This is a genomic window from Pristimantibacillus sp. PTI5, from assembly GCF_048572955.1.
Lineage (GTDB): Bacteria > Bacillota > Bacilli > Paenibacillales > Paenibacillaceae > Pristimantibacillus.
Genome location: NZ_CP183886.1, coordinates 116615 through 132226, shown reverse-complemented (window position 1 = coordinate 132226; position 15612 = coordinate 116615). Strand labels below are relative to the sequence as shown.

The window sequence follows — 15612 nt, the reverse complement described above, 5'->3', positions numbered from 1 at the left end:
TCTAACACTTGTGTCAGCTGGAAAAGGTAATGATGAGTCACAGCAGATTTTGTTCAAAGCGATGAACTGGAAAATGTACCGTTAATTTAATCGTGGTAGTTTATAGAGTAAATCCAGTTAAGTAGTAAAGGTGTACGTTAAGCGTGTCCCGCAGGGACGAAAGCGTTCCACCGCCAACAATGCTTACATATTCCGGATGATCTCCAACGTTAGTCCAGTTGCGGGTGTCCAGAGGGTGCAACCCTTGAGGCCCTCCCTTGGAAGGGAGAGTTTGGATGGGTTCGAAAAGCTTTTAAAAAGATGTTTATTTTCAAATTGAACCCTTGAGGGCAGGGAGAAACTTAATAAAGGGCTGGGTTCCACCATCGTGAAAGGTTCGGTGACCATGATAAAAAACCAATTGTCGTTGTATGTTTTCGTATCCGTTCTTTTTGTCGTGGGCGTAATTTTCGGAGCGTTAATGGTCAATGCCCTTACGCTTGAGCAGCAGCAGGAGCTGGCGCAAGATGTTGATCAATATGTGCAGCTGATGAATGACGGTATCGGTTCGGGAGCTGCCTATTCCTTCTGGGACCGGTTTTTCTTCCATGGCAAGTGGCTTCTGCTATTATGGCTTTTGGGCATTACGGTTGTCGGCATACCTGGAGTGCTTGCTCTCAACTTTTTAAAAGGAGCGCTGGTCGGGTTTTCGGTAGGGACACTCATCAATCAATATGCATGGAAGGGCGTACTTTTTTCATTGGTTTCGATTGCACCGCAGAACATAATAGCCGTTCCGGCAATGGTCATCACGAGTGCGGCAGCGATTTCGTTCTCTTTGTTTGTGATCAAAAATAGACTGCTTATGCAAAAGGGAGAGCTTGCTCCACAGCTAGGCTCATTCACTTCTACGGCCATGCTGATGCTGTTCTTTTTTGCTGGCGCGGCACTATTCGAAGCGTATATTTCTCCTTCATTAATCAGCTGGGTAACGCCGCTTCTTTCGTCTGCGAGCGCCACAATCTGACACCAAAATGTTTGACTTTACTGCATGATAGCACCTATAATGAGAGGTAACGTTTCCTGAAATAGGCGCAGACATGTGGTAGGGGGGAAATCATGGAAGCCCGGATTGAGAAGATTAAACAACAGTTGCAGTCGCAGGGCTACAAATTAACCCCGCAGCGCGAAGCGACGGTGCGTGTTTTGTTAGAGAACGAAGACGACCACCTAAGCGCTGAAGATGTATTTATGCTAGTAAAGGATAAAGCCCCGGAAATCGGACTTGCGACGGTTTATCGGACATTGGAATTGCTAAGCGAAATGCATGTTGTCGAAAAATTGAATTTCGGCGATGGGGTAGCTCGGTACGATTTGCGTACGGACAGCAACAAGCATCATCACCATCACCTCATATGTGTGCAATGTGGATCAATGGATGAGATTAAAGAAGATTGGCTTTTGCCATTAGAAGAACGGCTGGAGCAGGAATACGGATTTTTTGTCATCGACCATCGACTTGATTTTCAAGGCATCTGCCGTCGATGCAAAGAAAAGAACGATATCGCAAACCCTAATGAAAATCAAACTTAAACGGCTTGGCTGCCCAGCATAACTGGACGGCAAAGCCGTTTTGGCATTTTTATAGGTTCAAAAATTTGTTTTTTCATTATAATTCTGCGATTAACAATCCATTTGCCAAGGCGTCCCTAACAAAGTACACATATTTTTTGAAATATAACAAAGTATAGAAACGATGCAGATGCTGAGCGAACATTTTGCCGGAACTCATCTTGAAAAGGACGATCATTCCGACTCGAACTCTCATACAACATAGTAAGCGATATTTTGTGCAGCTTGATAAGTAGATCCCAGGAGGAATCAGATATGATTGTGGGTGTCCCGAAGGAAATCAAACAAAGCGAGTATCGTGTTGCCTTAACCCCTGCCGGCGTGACTGTACTGTTTGCTGCAGGTCACAAAGTGCTTGTAGAAACCGGGGCAGGCAGCGGAAGCGGATTTGAGGATAGCGACTATTTACGCGAAGGTGCCGAAATCATTATGACTGCTTCGGAGGTATGGGCGCGTGCCGAAATGATTATGAAGGTGAAAGAGCCGCTTGCCGAGGAGTTTGCCTATTTCCGCGAGGGCTTGCTGCTGTTTACCTATCTGCACCTGGCAGCCGCGCCAGATTTAACAAGGGCGCTCATCGACAAAGGTGTTACGGGAATTGCTTATGAGACGATTCAGCTGGCTAACGGCAGCCTGCCCCTGCTAACGCCTATGAGCGAGGTGGCGGGCAGAATGTCCGTGCAGGTCGGAGCGCAGTTTCTAGAAGCATTTAATGGAGGAAGAGGCGTTCTGCTTGGAGGGGTTCCCGGTGTTCCTCCTGCGGAGGTTGTCATTATTGGCGGAGGTATTGTAGGCACAAATGCGGCGAAAATTGCGTTAGGGATGGGTGCCAATGTGGTCATCTTGGAAAGAAGCGCAGATCGGATGAGATATTTGGATGACATCTTCGGCGGGAGAGTCCATACGCTGATGTCTAGTCCTTATCATATTGCCGAAGCCGTTGCCAAAGCTGATTTGCTTATTGGAGCCGTCCTTATCCCCGGAGCGCGGGCGCCTCATCTGGTAACGGAGGCCATGGTGCAAGGAATGAAAAAAGGTGCGGTAATCGTGGATGTAGCGGTCGATCAGGGCGGCTCTATTGCGACTGTCGACCGGCCGACAACGCACAAGGACCCGATTTACATCAAGCATGGGGTCGTCCATTACGCGGTCGCTAATATTCCTGGAGCGGTGCCTCGAACCTCAACTTTCGCATTAACGAACGTAACGATTCCTTATGCGCTCGATTTGGCAAACCAAGGTATGGAGGCCGTTCGAAGAAGCATTCCGTTGCAAAAGGGCGTGAACACGCATGCGGGCAGAGTGACCTACGAGCCTGTCGCCGCAGCAACCAATCTTCCTTATGTACCGCTCGAAAAATGGATGGACAGTGTGCCTTATGAAGGTTTGCAGGGTTAATGGCATATTCATGGCAGCCTCCTCATATGGTGATACGGACGAACAATCGTATCGGCATAATAAGGAGGCTGGTTTGTATGGTTTTCTCGATTCGCAGATGGACGAGCCGGATCGTTTTTATCGTTGTTTTTGCCGTATTGCTTTTCGTTGTCACGGGCGGTTACCGCTGGCTTGCGGATGCAATATCGCCGGTTCACCCTTATCGCGCGCCGAAAGGGGATGCAATTAAAGTCTTTCTTACGGATCCCGACTCGCCCGATAGCAAGGATGCTGCTGATCGGCTCCGTTGGTTTTATTGGTATGGCGAGTAACGAGTTGTACAGAATATCGATTCAAGCAGGATTAATAGAGTCGAATGTTGAATGTTTTTGTAGAAAAGCATGGTTCGCTATGCCTCTTATTTGAAAGGAAGTCCGATGAAAGCTCATTTAAATCGCTATATCCACTATTTGCGCACGGAACGAAGGTTGTCCGAAAATACGCTAACTTCTTATGAACGGGATTTGAATCAGTTTATTCAATATGTGCATGCACAAGGCGTTGATGACATTTCAGCCGTGCAAAGACATCTCATTTCAAGGTATATGCTTCATCTTAAGGAGCAGGGCAGAAAAGCCGCGACCCTGTCTAGACACATTGTTTCTGTGAGAGCTTTTTTTCACTACTTGACCGCGCAGGGCCTTATTGCAAGCAACCCTTCCATTTATATGGAAGCGCCGAAACAGGAGAAAAAGCCTCCGAGCATTTTGAGTGTCGCTGTCACCAGCACATTGCTTGAGACGCCGAACAGTGCCAATGCAGCGGGTAAACGAGATAAAGCGATGCTCGAGCTCATTTACGCAACGGGAATCCGGGTATCCGAGTTAGTGGCTCTGAATATTGAACATGTCAATCTGCAGCTGGAATTTATCCAATGTATCGGCTCGGGCCTGAAGGAAAGAATTGTCCCTTTTGGACGGCTGGCGGCAGAGGCTTTAACTGATTATCTCGATTCAGGGAGATCCGGTCTAGTGACGGATAGGGAATCGGAATCAGCTTTATTTTTGAATCATTTAGGTACACGTTTGACAAGGCAAGGGTTTTGGAAGACGATTAAGAAGCATGCGAAGGAAGCGGGTATCCATGAGGAGATTACCCCTTATACCCTCAGGCATTCCGTAGCGGCCCACTTACTGGATAACGGAGCGGATATCCGTGCGGTCCAGGAGCTGCTCGGACATGCCGACATTTCGACGACGCTCAAGTATACTCAGGTATCCAAATCACGGATTAAGGATACCTATAACCGTGCCCATCCGCGCGCTTAAACAGGCTGGCATCGATGGTTAAAGACAGAGGAGGATATCATACATATGAAATTTGACCGCATCACGGTAATTGTATTGGATAGCGTGGGGATAGGCGAGCTTCCTGACGCGGAAGTATTTGGCGACTTAGGTTCCCATACGCTTGGGCATATCGTGGAAAGCGTACCATCCGCGAAGCTTCCTCATCTAAGAAGATGGGGACTTGACCGTATTGCTTCGATCCATGATTGGAAGCCATCAGAGGAACCGTCAACCGCCTATTACGGCAAAATGGCCGAGGTATCGGTAGGCAAAGATACGATGACCGGTCATTGGGAGCTTATGGGCCTTGAGATGACGGTCCCGTTCCAAACCTTTCCGGAAGGCTTCCCTCCGGAGCTGTTGCTTCCTTTCGAGGAACGGACAGGACGGAAGGTCATCGGCAATAAACCGGCAAGCGGAACCGAGATTTTGGACGAGCTTGGGCCCGAGCAAATGGAAACAGGCGCTTGGATTGTATATACATCGGCAGACAGCGTTTTTCAAATCGCGGCTCATGAGGAAGTAATTCCGCTCGAAGAGCTTTACCGTGCTTGCGAAATTGCCAGAGAACTAACGATGGATGACCGCTTTACGGTTGGCCGAGTCATTGCAAGGCCGTATACGGGCAAGCCAGGTGCTTTCAAGCGCACGCCGAACCGTCATGATTACGCGGTTAAGCCGCCGCAGCCTACCGTATTAAATGCTTTGAAGGAAGCGGGCTTTGATTCCATCGCGATTGGCAAAATCAACGATATCTTCGATGGCGAAGGCATAACCGCCGCAACGCCAACGAAAAGCAATGCCGACGGCATTGAAAAAACGATTGAGCAGCTTAAGAAACCGTTTAAAGGTCTTTTGTTCACGAATCTTGTAGACTTTGATTCCCTTTACGGCCATCGCCGCGATCCCAAGGGCTATGCTGCGGCATTAGAGGAGTTTGATCAGGCCGTACCAGCCTTGGAGCAGCTGCTTGGCGAGAGGGATCTGCTAATCGTGACAGCCGACCACGGAAACGACCCGGTGCATCCAGGTACAGACCATACCCGAGAATATGTGCCGATTCTTTTATTCAGTCCCTCGTTTGACGCGCCGGGCCCGCTGCCGGTACGGTCGACATTCTCGGACCTCGGCGCAACGATAGCCGATAATTTCGGCGTTCAGGCGCCGCCTAACGGTGCAAGCTTCCTCTCGGAGCTTATCGTAGGGAAGCAAGCTTAAGAATGATCGAAATAGGGTATTAAAGAGTTAGCGATTTTATTTTAGGAGGAATAATAATGACTACAATCACAGCAGCAGGATTAACGGCGGCGCACATTAAAGAAGCGGCTGCCTTTATACAGGCGAAAACCGAGCAGCGGCCCGAGATCGGTTTAATTATGGGTTCGGGGCTGGGCGTTTTAGGCGATCATTTGGAAAATGCCGTTACGATCCAGTATCATGACATTCCGCATTTCCCGATTTCGACGGTTGAAGGCCATGCAGGCGAGCTGTTAATCGGTACCCTTTCGGGTAGAACGGTGCTGCTTATGCGCGGGCGCTTTCACATGTACGAAGGTTATGGCCCGGAGCTAACTGCGTTTCCCGTTCGCGTCATGAAGGCATTAGGCGTAAAAACATTGCTTGTTACCAATGCTGCCGGCGGCGTGAATACCGACTATGAAGCAGGCAATCTAATGCTGATATCCGACCATATTAATTTAACCGGTAAAAATCCGCTAATCGGCCCGAATGACAATGAGCTGGGCGTTCGTTTCCCTGATATGTCCGAAGCATACAGCAAGCGTTTAAGAGCAATTACGCGGGAGATTGCTTCAGATCAAGGTTTCACGCTGCGTGAAGGGGTCTATGCCGGACTGCTTGGTCCGACCTACGAAACGCCGGCAGAAATTCGAATGCTGAGAGTGCTTGGCGCCGATGCTGTCGGAATGTCGACTGTTGCGGAAGTTATTGCCGCGCGCCATTCGGGAATCGAGGTCGTCGGAATTTCCTGTATAAGCAATATGGCCGCGGGTATTTTGGATCAGCCCTTGTCGCATGCGGAAGTAATGGAAACGACAGAACGAGTCAAGTCCCAATTTTTGGGACTTGTTAACGCGCTAATCGCTGCAATGTAATGTTTTTTGTAACAAAAATGTAACAATTCCGTCGACTCAATATGACAGTGTTTTTTTTGCGTTTCGTCGTATAATGTCCCTGATTACAGGAAGATGGAGTGGACAAAGAATATGGACAAGCAATTACTCACACAGATGGAGCAGTTGCGTAAAAAGATGATAGAAGCGGCTCTATTGAACCAAAGCCTTCAGCATTTGGACGTGATTCGGCTAAGCCAATCTCTTGATGAGATCATCGTCCAGGTGCAGAGGGAACGAAGTGCTCTATAGCAGATATAACGGATTGGCGAATGGAGAGGGAAATATGCGGTCGGTAGACATAATACAGAAGAAAAGAGACGGTGGCGAGCTGACCGCTTCTGAGTTAACTTTTTTGATTGACGGATATTCTCGCGGAGATATTCCCGATTATCAGCTGTCGGCATGGGCGATGGCGGTCTATTTCCAAGGAATGACCGCAAAGGAAACGGCTTCGCTCACGCTTGCAATGGCTAATTCGGGCGATCAGGTGGATCTCGGTCCCATTAGCGGAATTAAAGTGGATAAACACAGTACGGGCGGGGTTGGAGACAAGACGACACTCATTCTAGCCCCATTAGTTGCATCAGTAGGCGTTCCTGTTGCAAAAATGTCCGGTCGCGGCTTGGGCCATACCGGAGGAACCATAGATAAGCTTGAATCCATTGAAGGCTTTCGCACAGAGCTGTCTCGAGAGAAGTTCATGACGCAGGTCAATGATATCGGATTATCCGTCATTGGACAAAGCGGCAATCTCGCGCCGGCAGACAAGAAGCTTTATGCGCTTCGGGACGTTACCGCTACGGTAGAGTCGATTCCGCTAATCGCAAGCTCAGTCATGAGCAAGAAGATTGCGGCTGGCGCGGATGCCATTGTGCTTGATGTGAAGACAGGCAGCGGAGCTTTTATGAAGACGCTGGAGGACTCCGAGCAATTGGCGAAAGCGATGGTGGATATCGGAACCGAAGTGGGCCGAAATACGGCTGCCGTAATCAGCGATATGGATCAACCGCTGGGCTTCGCGATCGGCAACGCCTTAGAAGTGCAGGAATCCATTGAAACGCTCAAAGGCAACGGTCCGGAGGATCTCACGGAGCTTTGTTTAACATTAGGCGCGCACATGGTCGTATTAGGCGGGAAGTCGGATTCGGTAGAGTCGGCGAAGGAATTGCTGCGCGACCAGATTATGAACGGGGCCGCTTTGCAGAAATTCAAAGATTTCATAGCCGCTCAAGGCGGAGATGCATCGATTGCCGATGATCCGGCTAAGCTGCCTCAAGCACCAATTATTATCGAGGTGACAGCGGAGGGGGCAGGCTTTGTCAATGCCATTGAAGCGGAGCAGTTAGGGCTCGCCGCCATGCTTTTGGGCGCGGGAAGAGCGACAAAAGATGCGGTAATCGATTATGCGGTCGGCGTTACCCTGCGGAAAAAGGTTGGCGATCCGGTGAATGAGGGCGATACGCTTGCGCTGCTTCATGTCCGAGACGCTGACGAGACCGCAAAGGACGTAGCTGCAAAAGTAAGGCAGGCCTATAGCCTTTCAGACGCGAAACCGGAGCCGCGGGCTTTGCTGCTTTCGGTAATCACGGCAGAAGGTGCACGACGCTACTAAATAATGGAAATATGACAACTGTCCGCCCCTATTACCGGGGCGGATTTTTTTGTTGCGCAATTCATTCTAGCTTTTTGGAATAATTTCCAGCTTAAGAGTCAACACTGAAAAGAAGAAATATAAGCGAATTGTGTCGCAATCTTTGTTTGCTTCACAAAACTTTTCAGGAGGAGATCTAGTTGAAAAATCGTTCTATCAAGCTATGTATATTTTTTCTCGCATTTACGCTCATGCTGCCGGGCGCTGCCTTTGCTGCGGTAGAGCCGACGCCTGCACCGGGACCGGCGCCGTCCAATCAAGCGCCTAACGCAAACCTGGCGCCGTCAGCGCGATCTGCTATTCTAATGGATGCCGACAGCGGCACGGTCATTTATGAAAAAAATAGTCATGATAAACTGCCGCCGGCTAGCATTACAAAAGTCATGACGATGCTTTTGATCATGGAAGCGCTGGATGACGGCAAAATCAAGCTTTCTGACATGGTTCAGACAAGTGAATACGCAGCGTCTATGGGCGGCTCGCAAATTTTCCTTGAGCCGGGAGAAGAAATGACTGTTGACGATATGATCAAAGGGATCGCCTTGGCTTCAGGAAACGATGCTTCCGTCGCCATGGCGGAGAAACTGGCCGGTACGGAGCAGCAGTTCGTCGCCATGATGAATGAGCGGGCACAGCAGCTTGGCATGAAGGATACGCAGTTTGCTAACCCGAACGGATTGCCCGTAGCGAATCATTACTCGTCAGCCCATGATATCGCGGTGATGTCTAGGGAGCTGCTGAAGCATTCGGAAGTAACCAAGTATACAGGTCTCTACCAGGATTACCTGCGCAAGACTTCCGAGAAGCCTTTCTGGCTTGTAAATACGAATAAACTGGTGCGGTTCTACAGCGGAGCGGATGGCTTGAAAACGGGCTTTACGAGCGAAGCGAAGTATTGCCTATCTGCTACCGCCAAGCGCGATGACATGCGTGTTATTGCGGTTGTAATGGGTGAGCCAGACACGAAAACCCGCAATGCGGAAGTATCGCAAATGTTCGATTATACCTTCGCGCAATATATGAATCACTCCATTATTAAAGAAGGCGAATCCATGGGAACGCTGAAAATCGAGAAGGGCGTGGCGCCAGAGCTTCCGCTTGTTGCCAAACATTCGTACAGCGTGCTTCTGAAAAAAGGAAGCCAAACCAAGGATATCCGTTACGAGCTGAAAATCGACGGACCGCTTAAAGCGCCAGTTCAGCTTGGTCAGCCGATCGGCAAGCTGGTTGTCTACCAAGGCAATCAAGTGCTTAAGGAGTTTGACGTGGATGCGCCGTTATCGGTTGAACGTGCGGGCTGGTGGAAATTGCTTAAACGTTCCTTCTCCGGTTTATTCTCGTAAATCGGAAACGACTCGTATTTTGTCAGCTGTTAGCGGTATGCTTCTAGTTTTGTCGGCATGCAGGAAAAGCTCGCCAACTTGGAGAATTGCTAGTTCTATCTCGGCAAGTGTAACCGTCTGGATCTGACTCACCGCAGATCTGCCCGCGTTGCACGGTGAAATGTAAGGAAGGCATACAAGATAAGCCTATTCTTTCTTATGTTTGAAAAAACCTAGAGGAGATGACAGCATAATGAGTCTGCAAGCTGAATTGGAGCAATACCGTAATGTGCTGATCGTAAGGCTTCGGGGCGAGTTGGATCACCATACAGCCGATGTCGTGCGTTATAAGATGGAAGAAGCGATTCTCCGCGGAAGCAGCGAGCATGTCATTCTTAGCTTGAAGGAGCTGCAATTTATGGACAGCTCGGGTCTGGGCGTCATTCTGGGCCGGTACAAGCAGGTGAAGAGCAAGGGTGGCAAAATGGTCGTCTGTGACGTGAATCCAAATGTTCACCGTTTATTCGAGATGTCGGGCTTGTTCAAGATCCTGACGATACATGATAATGAGCGAAACGCAATTTCCAGTTTGGAGGTGGTGTCATGAACGGATCCAATGAGATGACGCTTTCCTTCAGCGCCCGATCGGAAAATGAAGCCTTCGCACGAATTGCAGTCGCTGCATTTGTGTCGCAGCTTGATCCGACGCTCGAGGAGCTGAATGATTTAAAAACAGCGATTTCCGAAGCCGTAACGAATGCGATTATTCACGGCTACGAGAATGATCCCTCCTGCGAAGTTAAAATCGAAGCCAGAATCGAAGGCGATTCCGTGTCGATTACCGTATCGGATAATGGCCGCGGCATCGAAGATTTAGAACTTGCCCGTCAGCCGCTTTTCACATCGAAGCCTGAACTTGAGCGTTCAGGAATGGGCTTTACGATCATGGAAAACTTTATGGACCGTTTTGAGGTTACAAGCCAGATAGACGGCGGGACGCGCGTTGCCATGCAGAAACGAATCGAATCGAAAAAAGCGCTCTACAATTAGCGTATAGGGGTTGAACCTCATGGATGTCAATCTAAAGCAGACGGCCCAGCCATACTTGGATGACGCGGAAGTAAAACGGCTTATTGCGTTAAGTCAATCCGGTGATACGCTTGCTAGGGATACACTCGTACAGTGCAATATTCGGCTAGTCTGGTCAGTCGTGCAGCGGTTCATCAATCGCGGTTATGAGCCCGAGGATTTGTTCCAAATCGGCTGCATCGGATTGCTGAAGTCAGTAGACAAATTCGACTTGTCCTATGACGTGAAGTTTTCTACCTATGCGGTGCCTATGATTATTGGGGAAATCCAACGGTTTTTGCGCGATGACGGTACGTTAAAGGTAAGCAGGTCCCTCAAAGAAACGGCCAATAAGGTGCGTAAAATGAAGGATGAGCTATCCAAAACGTTAGGTCGCTTGCCCACCATCAGCGAGGTTGCGGAACGGCTGGGCATTACGGCCGAGGATGTCGTTTTTGCTCAAGAAGCAAACAAACCGCCGACTTCCATACACGAAACGGTGTTTGAAAATGACGGAGATCCCATCACTTTGATGGACCAAATTGCCGATGAATCCCAGGACCGATGGTTTGACAAGCTGGCGCTTGTAGAAGCCATAGAAGGTCTGAGCGAACGCGAGCGATTAATCGTATACTTACGTTATTACCGCGATAAAACGCAATCCGAGGTAGCAAGCAGGCTGGGAATATCACAGGTACAGGTATCGCGGCTCGAAAAGAAAATATTACAGTCCATAAAAGACCAAATCGCCCTTTAAGGCGGTTTGGTTTTTTCTATTTATTACCTCATTTTGCATGAGTATCCGAATCGTCCTTTTCTCATACTAAAAGGGAAACATACACCAAAGTATATGCAGAAGGGAAGCTGGCAGATGGCAATAACCAACCCTTCGGTCCTTTATCTGCGCCTAAAAAAAAGAATCTACGCGAAACCGAATCAGAAGGTCACTTTAGGCCAAGCGGCCAGGCTTCTGGCTAAGGACGATGAGCTTGAAAAAAAATTAAAATCGATTGTGCTTTACGAGCACAAGAAAGCGGACGGCAACCGTGTCGTGATTGATTTGCTGCAAATCGTCAAAACGATCCGCGAAACCGAGCCGGGCTTAACGGTTGAAGCCTACGGAGATCCACAGGTGCTCGTCATGGTTGCGGAAAAACCGGTCAAGCCGCGTATCCCCGTGCTTATTTTAGCGTGGCTGCTGCTTTTTTTCGGCGCGGGACTAGCGATCATGAACTTTCATACAGATGTCAGCATGAAGGAGGTTCATATCCGAATCGTCGAGCTGATCACCGGGAAACGAACAGACCATCCGCTTTGGTTTCAAATTCCTTATTCACTCGGAATAGGGCTTGGAATGGTGTTGTTTTTTAACCACATCTTCCGCAAAAGATTCAACGAGGAACCGAATCCGCTTGAGGTGGAGCTTTATATGTACCAAGAGAATGTCAATGCCTATGTCATCGCTGATGAAATGCGCAAAAAGGCGGATTACGACCAGACTAAGGAAAAAGAGGATGATTAGCGCCGTTGCCAATATTTTTGTAGCACTCCTTGGGTTAGCGGGCGGGCTTGCGGTTGGAAGCGGTTTGGTGGCTTTGCTGATTGTGCTTGATCTTATTCCCCGGCTCGCCCAGGTTGCGAATGCATACCGCATGTCCGTGTGGTTTGAGACGGCGGTCGTTTGCGGTTCGTTGTATTGGACATTTGCCGATTTCATGGACTGGAAGCTGTCATTGCCTTCCAACGTATTTTTAAGCACGGCAGGACTTATCGACGGAATGTTTGTCGGGATGCTGGCCGCAGCATTGACAGAGGTTATGAACGTATTGCCCATTTTGGCAAAAAGAATGAATTTATCTAATTACATGGTCGCGCTCGTAATGGCTATGGTGCTTGGCAAGACATTAGGCTCGTTATTCGATTGGCTGGTATTTCAATGGTGATTCATAAAGGACGAGGTGAAGGCGAATGAAGGACAACCAGAATTCGGAAGAAAATCATAAGGATCGGCACGGAGCGCCTCCCATGATCACGATTCCGGAGCAGCAGATAGAGGAAGAGGGCGGCATAAAAAATGAGGCATCATCTGTCCGGCCAAGCAAACGAAATAGGATTGGAAGCGGAATTTCCGATTCCCCGGACAGGAAGAATGAAATACAGGAGAAAGAACCCATTCCCTCCGATCTAGATGATGTCTTGTTGCGGTTGGAAAAAGAAATCGGCTATAAAACAAGCTTCGATGTTGTCGTGAGGGAAATGACCTTCGGCGAGCGGCGCACGGCGATGCTGTGCATGAACGGATTGGTAAAGGATACGCTGCTGACCGAGGTGCTCAAACGGTTGACCTTTTTGCAGCCGGAGGATCTTTCGACCCATGCGTTCCATTCATTTTTAGACCTGTATGTTCCGGCCGCGCAGGTAACAAAAGAAGAGGATTGGAATAACATGCTCACGGGCGTGTTATCCGGCGGAACCGCATTGTTCATCGACGGCGAGTCCAGCGTCGTTATGATCGATGCCAAGGCCTTTCCGGCGCGCGGTCCCGAGGAGCCGTCACTCGAGAAGGTCGTGCGCGGCAGCAGAGACGGCTTCGTGGAAACACTGATGGTAAACGTTTCTCTCGTTCGGAGGAGGCTCCGCGATCCCCAGCTCCGTTATGAAATCATGCGCGTGGGCGAGAGAACGCAAACGGATATTTGTGTTGCGTATATCGATGATATCGTAGATAAAGAGCTGCTCAAATCGATCAAGGATAAAATTTCGATGGTGAAGATCGATGGCTTGCCGCTCGCTGACAAGCAGCTGGAGGAGTCAACGGTCAAACGGGGTTGGAGCCCTTTTCCGTTGGTTCGTTATTCAGAGCGTCCTGACACGGTCGCCGCGCATTTGCTGGAGGGTTACGTCGCAGTGTTCGTCGATACTTCTCCCAGCGTCATGACTCTCCCGACGACCTATTCGGACCTTATGCAGCATGCGGAAGAGAACCGGCAAACGCCATTCATCGGAACCTATTTGCGCTGGGTGCGGTTTATTGGGATTTTTGCATCCTTGTTTATGCTGCCATTATGGCTGCTGTTCGTCATGCATCCGGAATTAAAGCCTCCGGCTTTAGAATTTTTGGGACCGAATAAAATGGCAAAGCTGCCGTTAGTCGTACAGTTTCTGCTTGCCGAGATCGGTGTGGACTTGCTGAGAATGGCATCCGTTCACACCCCCACCTCGCTTGCAACGGCAATGTCACTCGTTGCCGCGATTCTGATCGGCGATATCGCGGTTCAGACCGGTATCTTCGTGAATGAGGTTATCTTATATATGGCAGTTGCCGCGATAGGCATGTTTGCAACGCCCAGCTATGAGCTTGGACTCGCAAACCGGATTGTCCGGCTGGTGCTCATTGTTTCGGTGGCCGCCTTCAGCGTGCCGGGCTTTGTCATCGCGACGACAGCCATTATGCTGATGCTTACCATGGAGCGCTCCTTTAATCGCCCCTACATGTGGCCAATAATACCATTCGACATGAGAGCGGTATTGAGTATTTTGATCCGCCAGCCCGTCTTATACAACCGGACGCGACCGAATAACTTGAGGCCGCAGCAGCGCGACAAGCTGCCAAAAACGGAGTGAATTCATAAAATGCAAATGAAATGTTGATTTATCCATTTCGCAGTGCAGGGAAATTGCGTTATACTGGTCCTATTGAGGCAAATTCTATCCATTCTATCTGCATGCAGATAGAAGAAAGCTGAGGGGAAACTATGTACCTGCATGGAACTAGTAAAATCAACGAAAAAGGTCATTTGGAAATTGGCGGCTGCGATGTAGCTGATTTAGCTGCGGAGTTTGGCACGCCACTATATATTGTGGATGAAGCTCTTGTTCGTCAACGCGCAAGCGAATACGTCGAGGCTTTCAAAGCATCGGGTTTAAGATTTCAAGTCGCTTATGCCAGCAAAGCATTCAGCGTAATGGCTATGTGTGCCATTGCCGAGCAAGAAGGTTTATCGCTAGATGTCGTATCTGACGGCGAGCTTTATACGGCAATGCAAGCCGGCTTCCCGGCTGAACGTATCCATTTCCACGGAAACAACAAAACGCCAGAGGAAATCAATATGGCGCTTGACGCCGGCATCGGCTGCTTCGTAGTCGATAACTTTATGGAGCTTCAGCTTTTGAATGCACTTGCTGGCGATAAAGGCAAGAAAGTAAACATCTTGCTGCGAATCACTCCAGGCGTGGAAGCACATACCCATGATTACATTTCAACGGGCCAACAGGATTCGAAGTTTGGCTTTGATCTTGGCAACGGTGCAGCGAAACAAGCAATCCAAGAAGCTCTTGCACTGCCGAACCTTGTTATTTTGGGTGTTCATTCCCATATCGGCTCGCAAATTTTCGAGGTGGAAGGCTTCCGTATGGCCGTGGACAAGGTTGCTGATTTTGCGGTTGCGATCCGAGACGAGCTTGACCTTACATTTAAAGTAATCAATCTTGGCGGAGGCTTCGGCATTCGTTATGTGGAAGGCGATACTCCGCTTCCAATAAGCGAATATGTAGCGGCTATTACAGGCGCGATCAAATCGAATTTCACAAAAGCGGAATTCCCGCTGCCTGAGATTTGGGTTGAGCCAGGCCGCAGCATGGTTGGCGATGCAGGAACAACCCTTTATACGGTAGGCACAAGCAAACATATCCCAGGCGTTCGTAAATACATTGCGGTTGACGGCGGCATGACGGACAACCCTCGCCCAGCTCTTTACCAATCCAAATATGAAGCAGTGCTTGCCAATCGTGCAAATGATGCTGCTGAAGAAACGGTATCGATTGCCGGCAAATGCTGCGAGAGCGGCGATATGCTGATTTGGGACTTGGAATTGCCTAAAGCTGAAAATGGCGACCTGCTTGCTGTTTTCTGTACAGGTGCTTATAATTATGCAATGGCGAGTAACTATAACCGCATTCGTCGTCCGGCTGTCGTTTTCGTTAAAGACGGTCAGGCAGACCTTGCTGTTAAACGTGAATCGCTTGAAAATATCGTATGCAATGACGTCATTCCGGCTAGACTTCAAAAATCACCGCTTGCGAAATAAGGGCGAAATTGG

17 protein-coding genes are annotated in these 15612 nt (G+C 49.1%); all 17 read left to right on the top strand.

What is annotated here, in order from left to right:
* Positions 1-385 precede the first annotated feature (385 nt).
* The 17 genes from spoIIM (at position 386) to lysA (ending at position 15600) form a co-directional block, all read left to right on the top strand.
* Positions 386-1006, top strand: a complete 621-nt coding sequence (gene spoIIM, locus ACN6MW_RS00750) for a stage II sporulation protein M (protein ID WP_364148996.1) — start codon at positions 386-388, stop codon at positions 1004-1006.
* A gap of 92 nt (positions 1007-1098) precedes the next feature.
* Positions 1099-1572, top strand: coding sequence for a Fur family transcriptional regulator (locus tag ACN6MW_RS00745; protein ID WP_308996688.1), 474 nt, complete (start codon positions 1099-1101; stop codon positions 1570-1572).
* Between the two features lie 294 nt (positions 1573-1866).
* A complete protein-coding gene (ald, locus tag ACN6MW_RS00740) occupies positions 1867-3009 on the top strand; it encodes an alanine dehydrogenase (protein WP_419873803.1) in 1143 nt (380 codons plus the stop codon).
* Between the two features lie 77 nt (positions 3010-3086).
* Positions 3087-3320, top strand: a complete 234-nt coding sequence (locus ACN6MW_RS00735) for a DUF4227 family protein (protein ID WP_364148992.1) — start codon at positions 3087-3089, stop codon at positions 3318-3320.
* A gap of 105 nt (positions 3321-3425) precedes the next feature.
* Positions 3426-4316, top strand: a complete 891-nt coding sequence (xerD, locus tag ACN6MW_RS00730) for a site-specific tyrosine recombinase XerD (protein ID WP_419873802.1) — start codon at positions 3426-3428, stop codon at positions 4314-4316.
* A gap of 45 nt (positions 4317-4361) precedes the next feature.
* Positions 4362-5555, top strand: coding sequence for a phosphopentomutase (gene deoB, locus ACN6MW_RS00725; protein WP_419873801.1), 1194 nt, complete (start codon positions 4362-4364; stop codon positions 5553-5555).
* 56 nt (positions 5556-5611) lie between these two features.
* Positions 5612-6451, top strand: coding sequence for a purine-nucleoside phosphorylase (locus ACN6MW_RS00720; protein WP_419873800.1), 840 nt, complete (start codon positions 5612-5614; stop codon positions 6449-6451).
* Positions 6452-6562: 111 nt separating this feature from the next.
* On the top strand, positions 6563-6721 hold the full coding sequence (locus ACN6MW_RS00715) for an aspartyl-phosphate phosphatase Spo0E family protein (RefSeq protein WP_419873799.1): 159 nt from the start codon (positions 6563-6565) through the stop codon (positions 6719-6721).
* A gap of 34 nt (positions 6722-6755) precedes the next feature.
* The gene (locus ACN6MW_RS00710) at positions 6756-8084 is read left to right on the top strand and encodes a pyrimidine-nucleoside phosphorylase (RefSeq protein WP_419873798.1); all 1329 of its coding nucleotides are present in this window, start codon (positions 6756-6758) and stop codon (positions 8082-8084) included.
* A gap of 230 nt (positions 8085-8314) precedes the next feature.
* Positions 8315-9466, top strand: a complete 1152-nt coding sequence (locus ACN6MW_RS00705; protein ID WP_419876239.1) for a D-alanyl-D-alanine carboxypeptidase family protein — start codon at positions 8315-8317, stop codon at positions 9464-9466.
* A gap of 232 nt (positions 9467-9698) precedes the next feature.
* Positions 9699-10052, top strand: coding sequence for an anti-sigma F factor antagonist (gene spoIIAA, locus ACN6MW_RS00700; RefSeq protein WP_139994590.1), 354 nt, complete (start codon positions 9699-9701; stop codon positions 10050-10052).
* Positions 10049-10495, top strand: a complete 447-nt coding sequence (gene spoIIAB, locus ACN6MW_RS00695) for an anti-sigma F factor (protein WP_419873797.1) — start codon at positions 10049-10051, stop codon at positions 10493-10495. The genes spoIIAA and spoIIAB overlap by 4 nt, the downstream gene beginning before the upstream one ends.
* A gap of 19 nt (positions 10496-10514) precedes the next feature.
* Complete coding sequence (sigF, locus tag ACN6MW_RS00690; protein ID WP_364148978.1) at positions 10515-11270, top strand: RNA polymerase sporulation sigma factor SigF; 756 nt, start codon at positions 10515-10517, stop codon at positions 11268-11270.
* A gap of 114 nt (positions 11271-11384) precedes the next feature.
* A complete protein-coding gene (locus ACN6MW_RS00685) occupies positions 11385-12035 on the top strand; it encodes a stage V sporulation protein AA (RefSeq protein ID WP_419873796.1) in 651 nt (216 codons plus the stop codon).
* A complete protein-coding gene (locus ACN6MW_RS00680) occupies positions 12028-12456 on the top strand; it encodes a stage V sporulation protein AB (protein ID WP_419873795.1) in 429 nt (142 codons plus the stop codon). Before ACN6MW_RS00685 ends, ACN6MW_RS00680 begins: the two co-directional genes overlap by 8 nt.
* A 25-nt stretch (positions 12457-12481) precedes the next feature.
* Positions 12482-14137: a spore germination protein gene (locus ACN6MW_RS00675; protein ID WP_419873794.1), complete on the top strand. Its 1656-nt coding sequence runs from the start codon at positions 12482-12484 to the stop codon at positions 14135-14137.
* Positions 14138-14268: 131 nt separating this feature from the next.
* On the top strand, positions 14269-15600 hold the full coding sequence (gene lysA, locus ACN6MW_RS00670; protein ID WP_419873793.1) for a diaminopimelate decarboxylase: 1332 nt from the start codon (positions 14269-14271) through the stop codon (positions 15598-15600).
* The last annotated feature ends 12 nt before the right edge of the window (positions 15601-15612 follow it).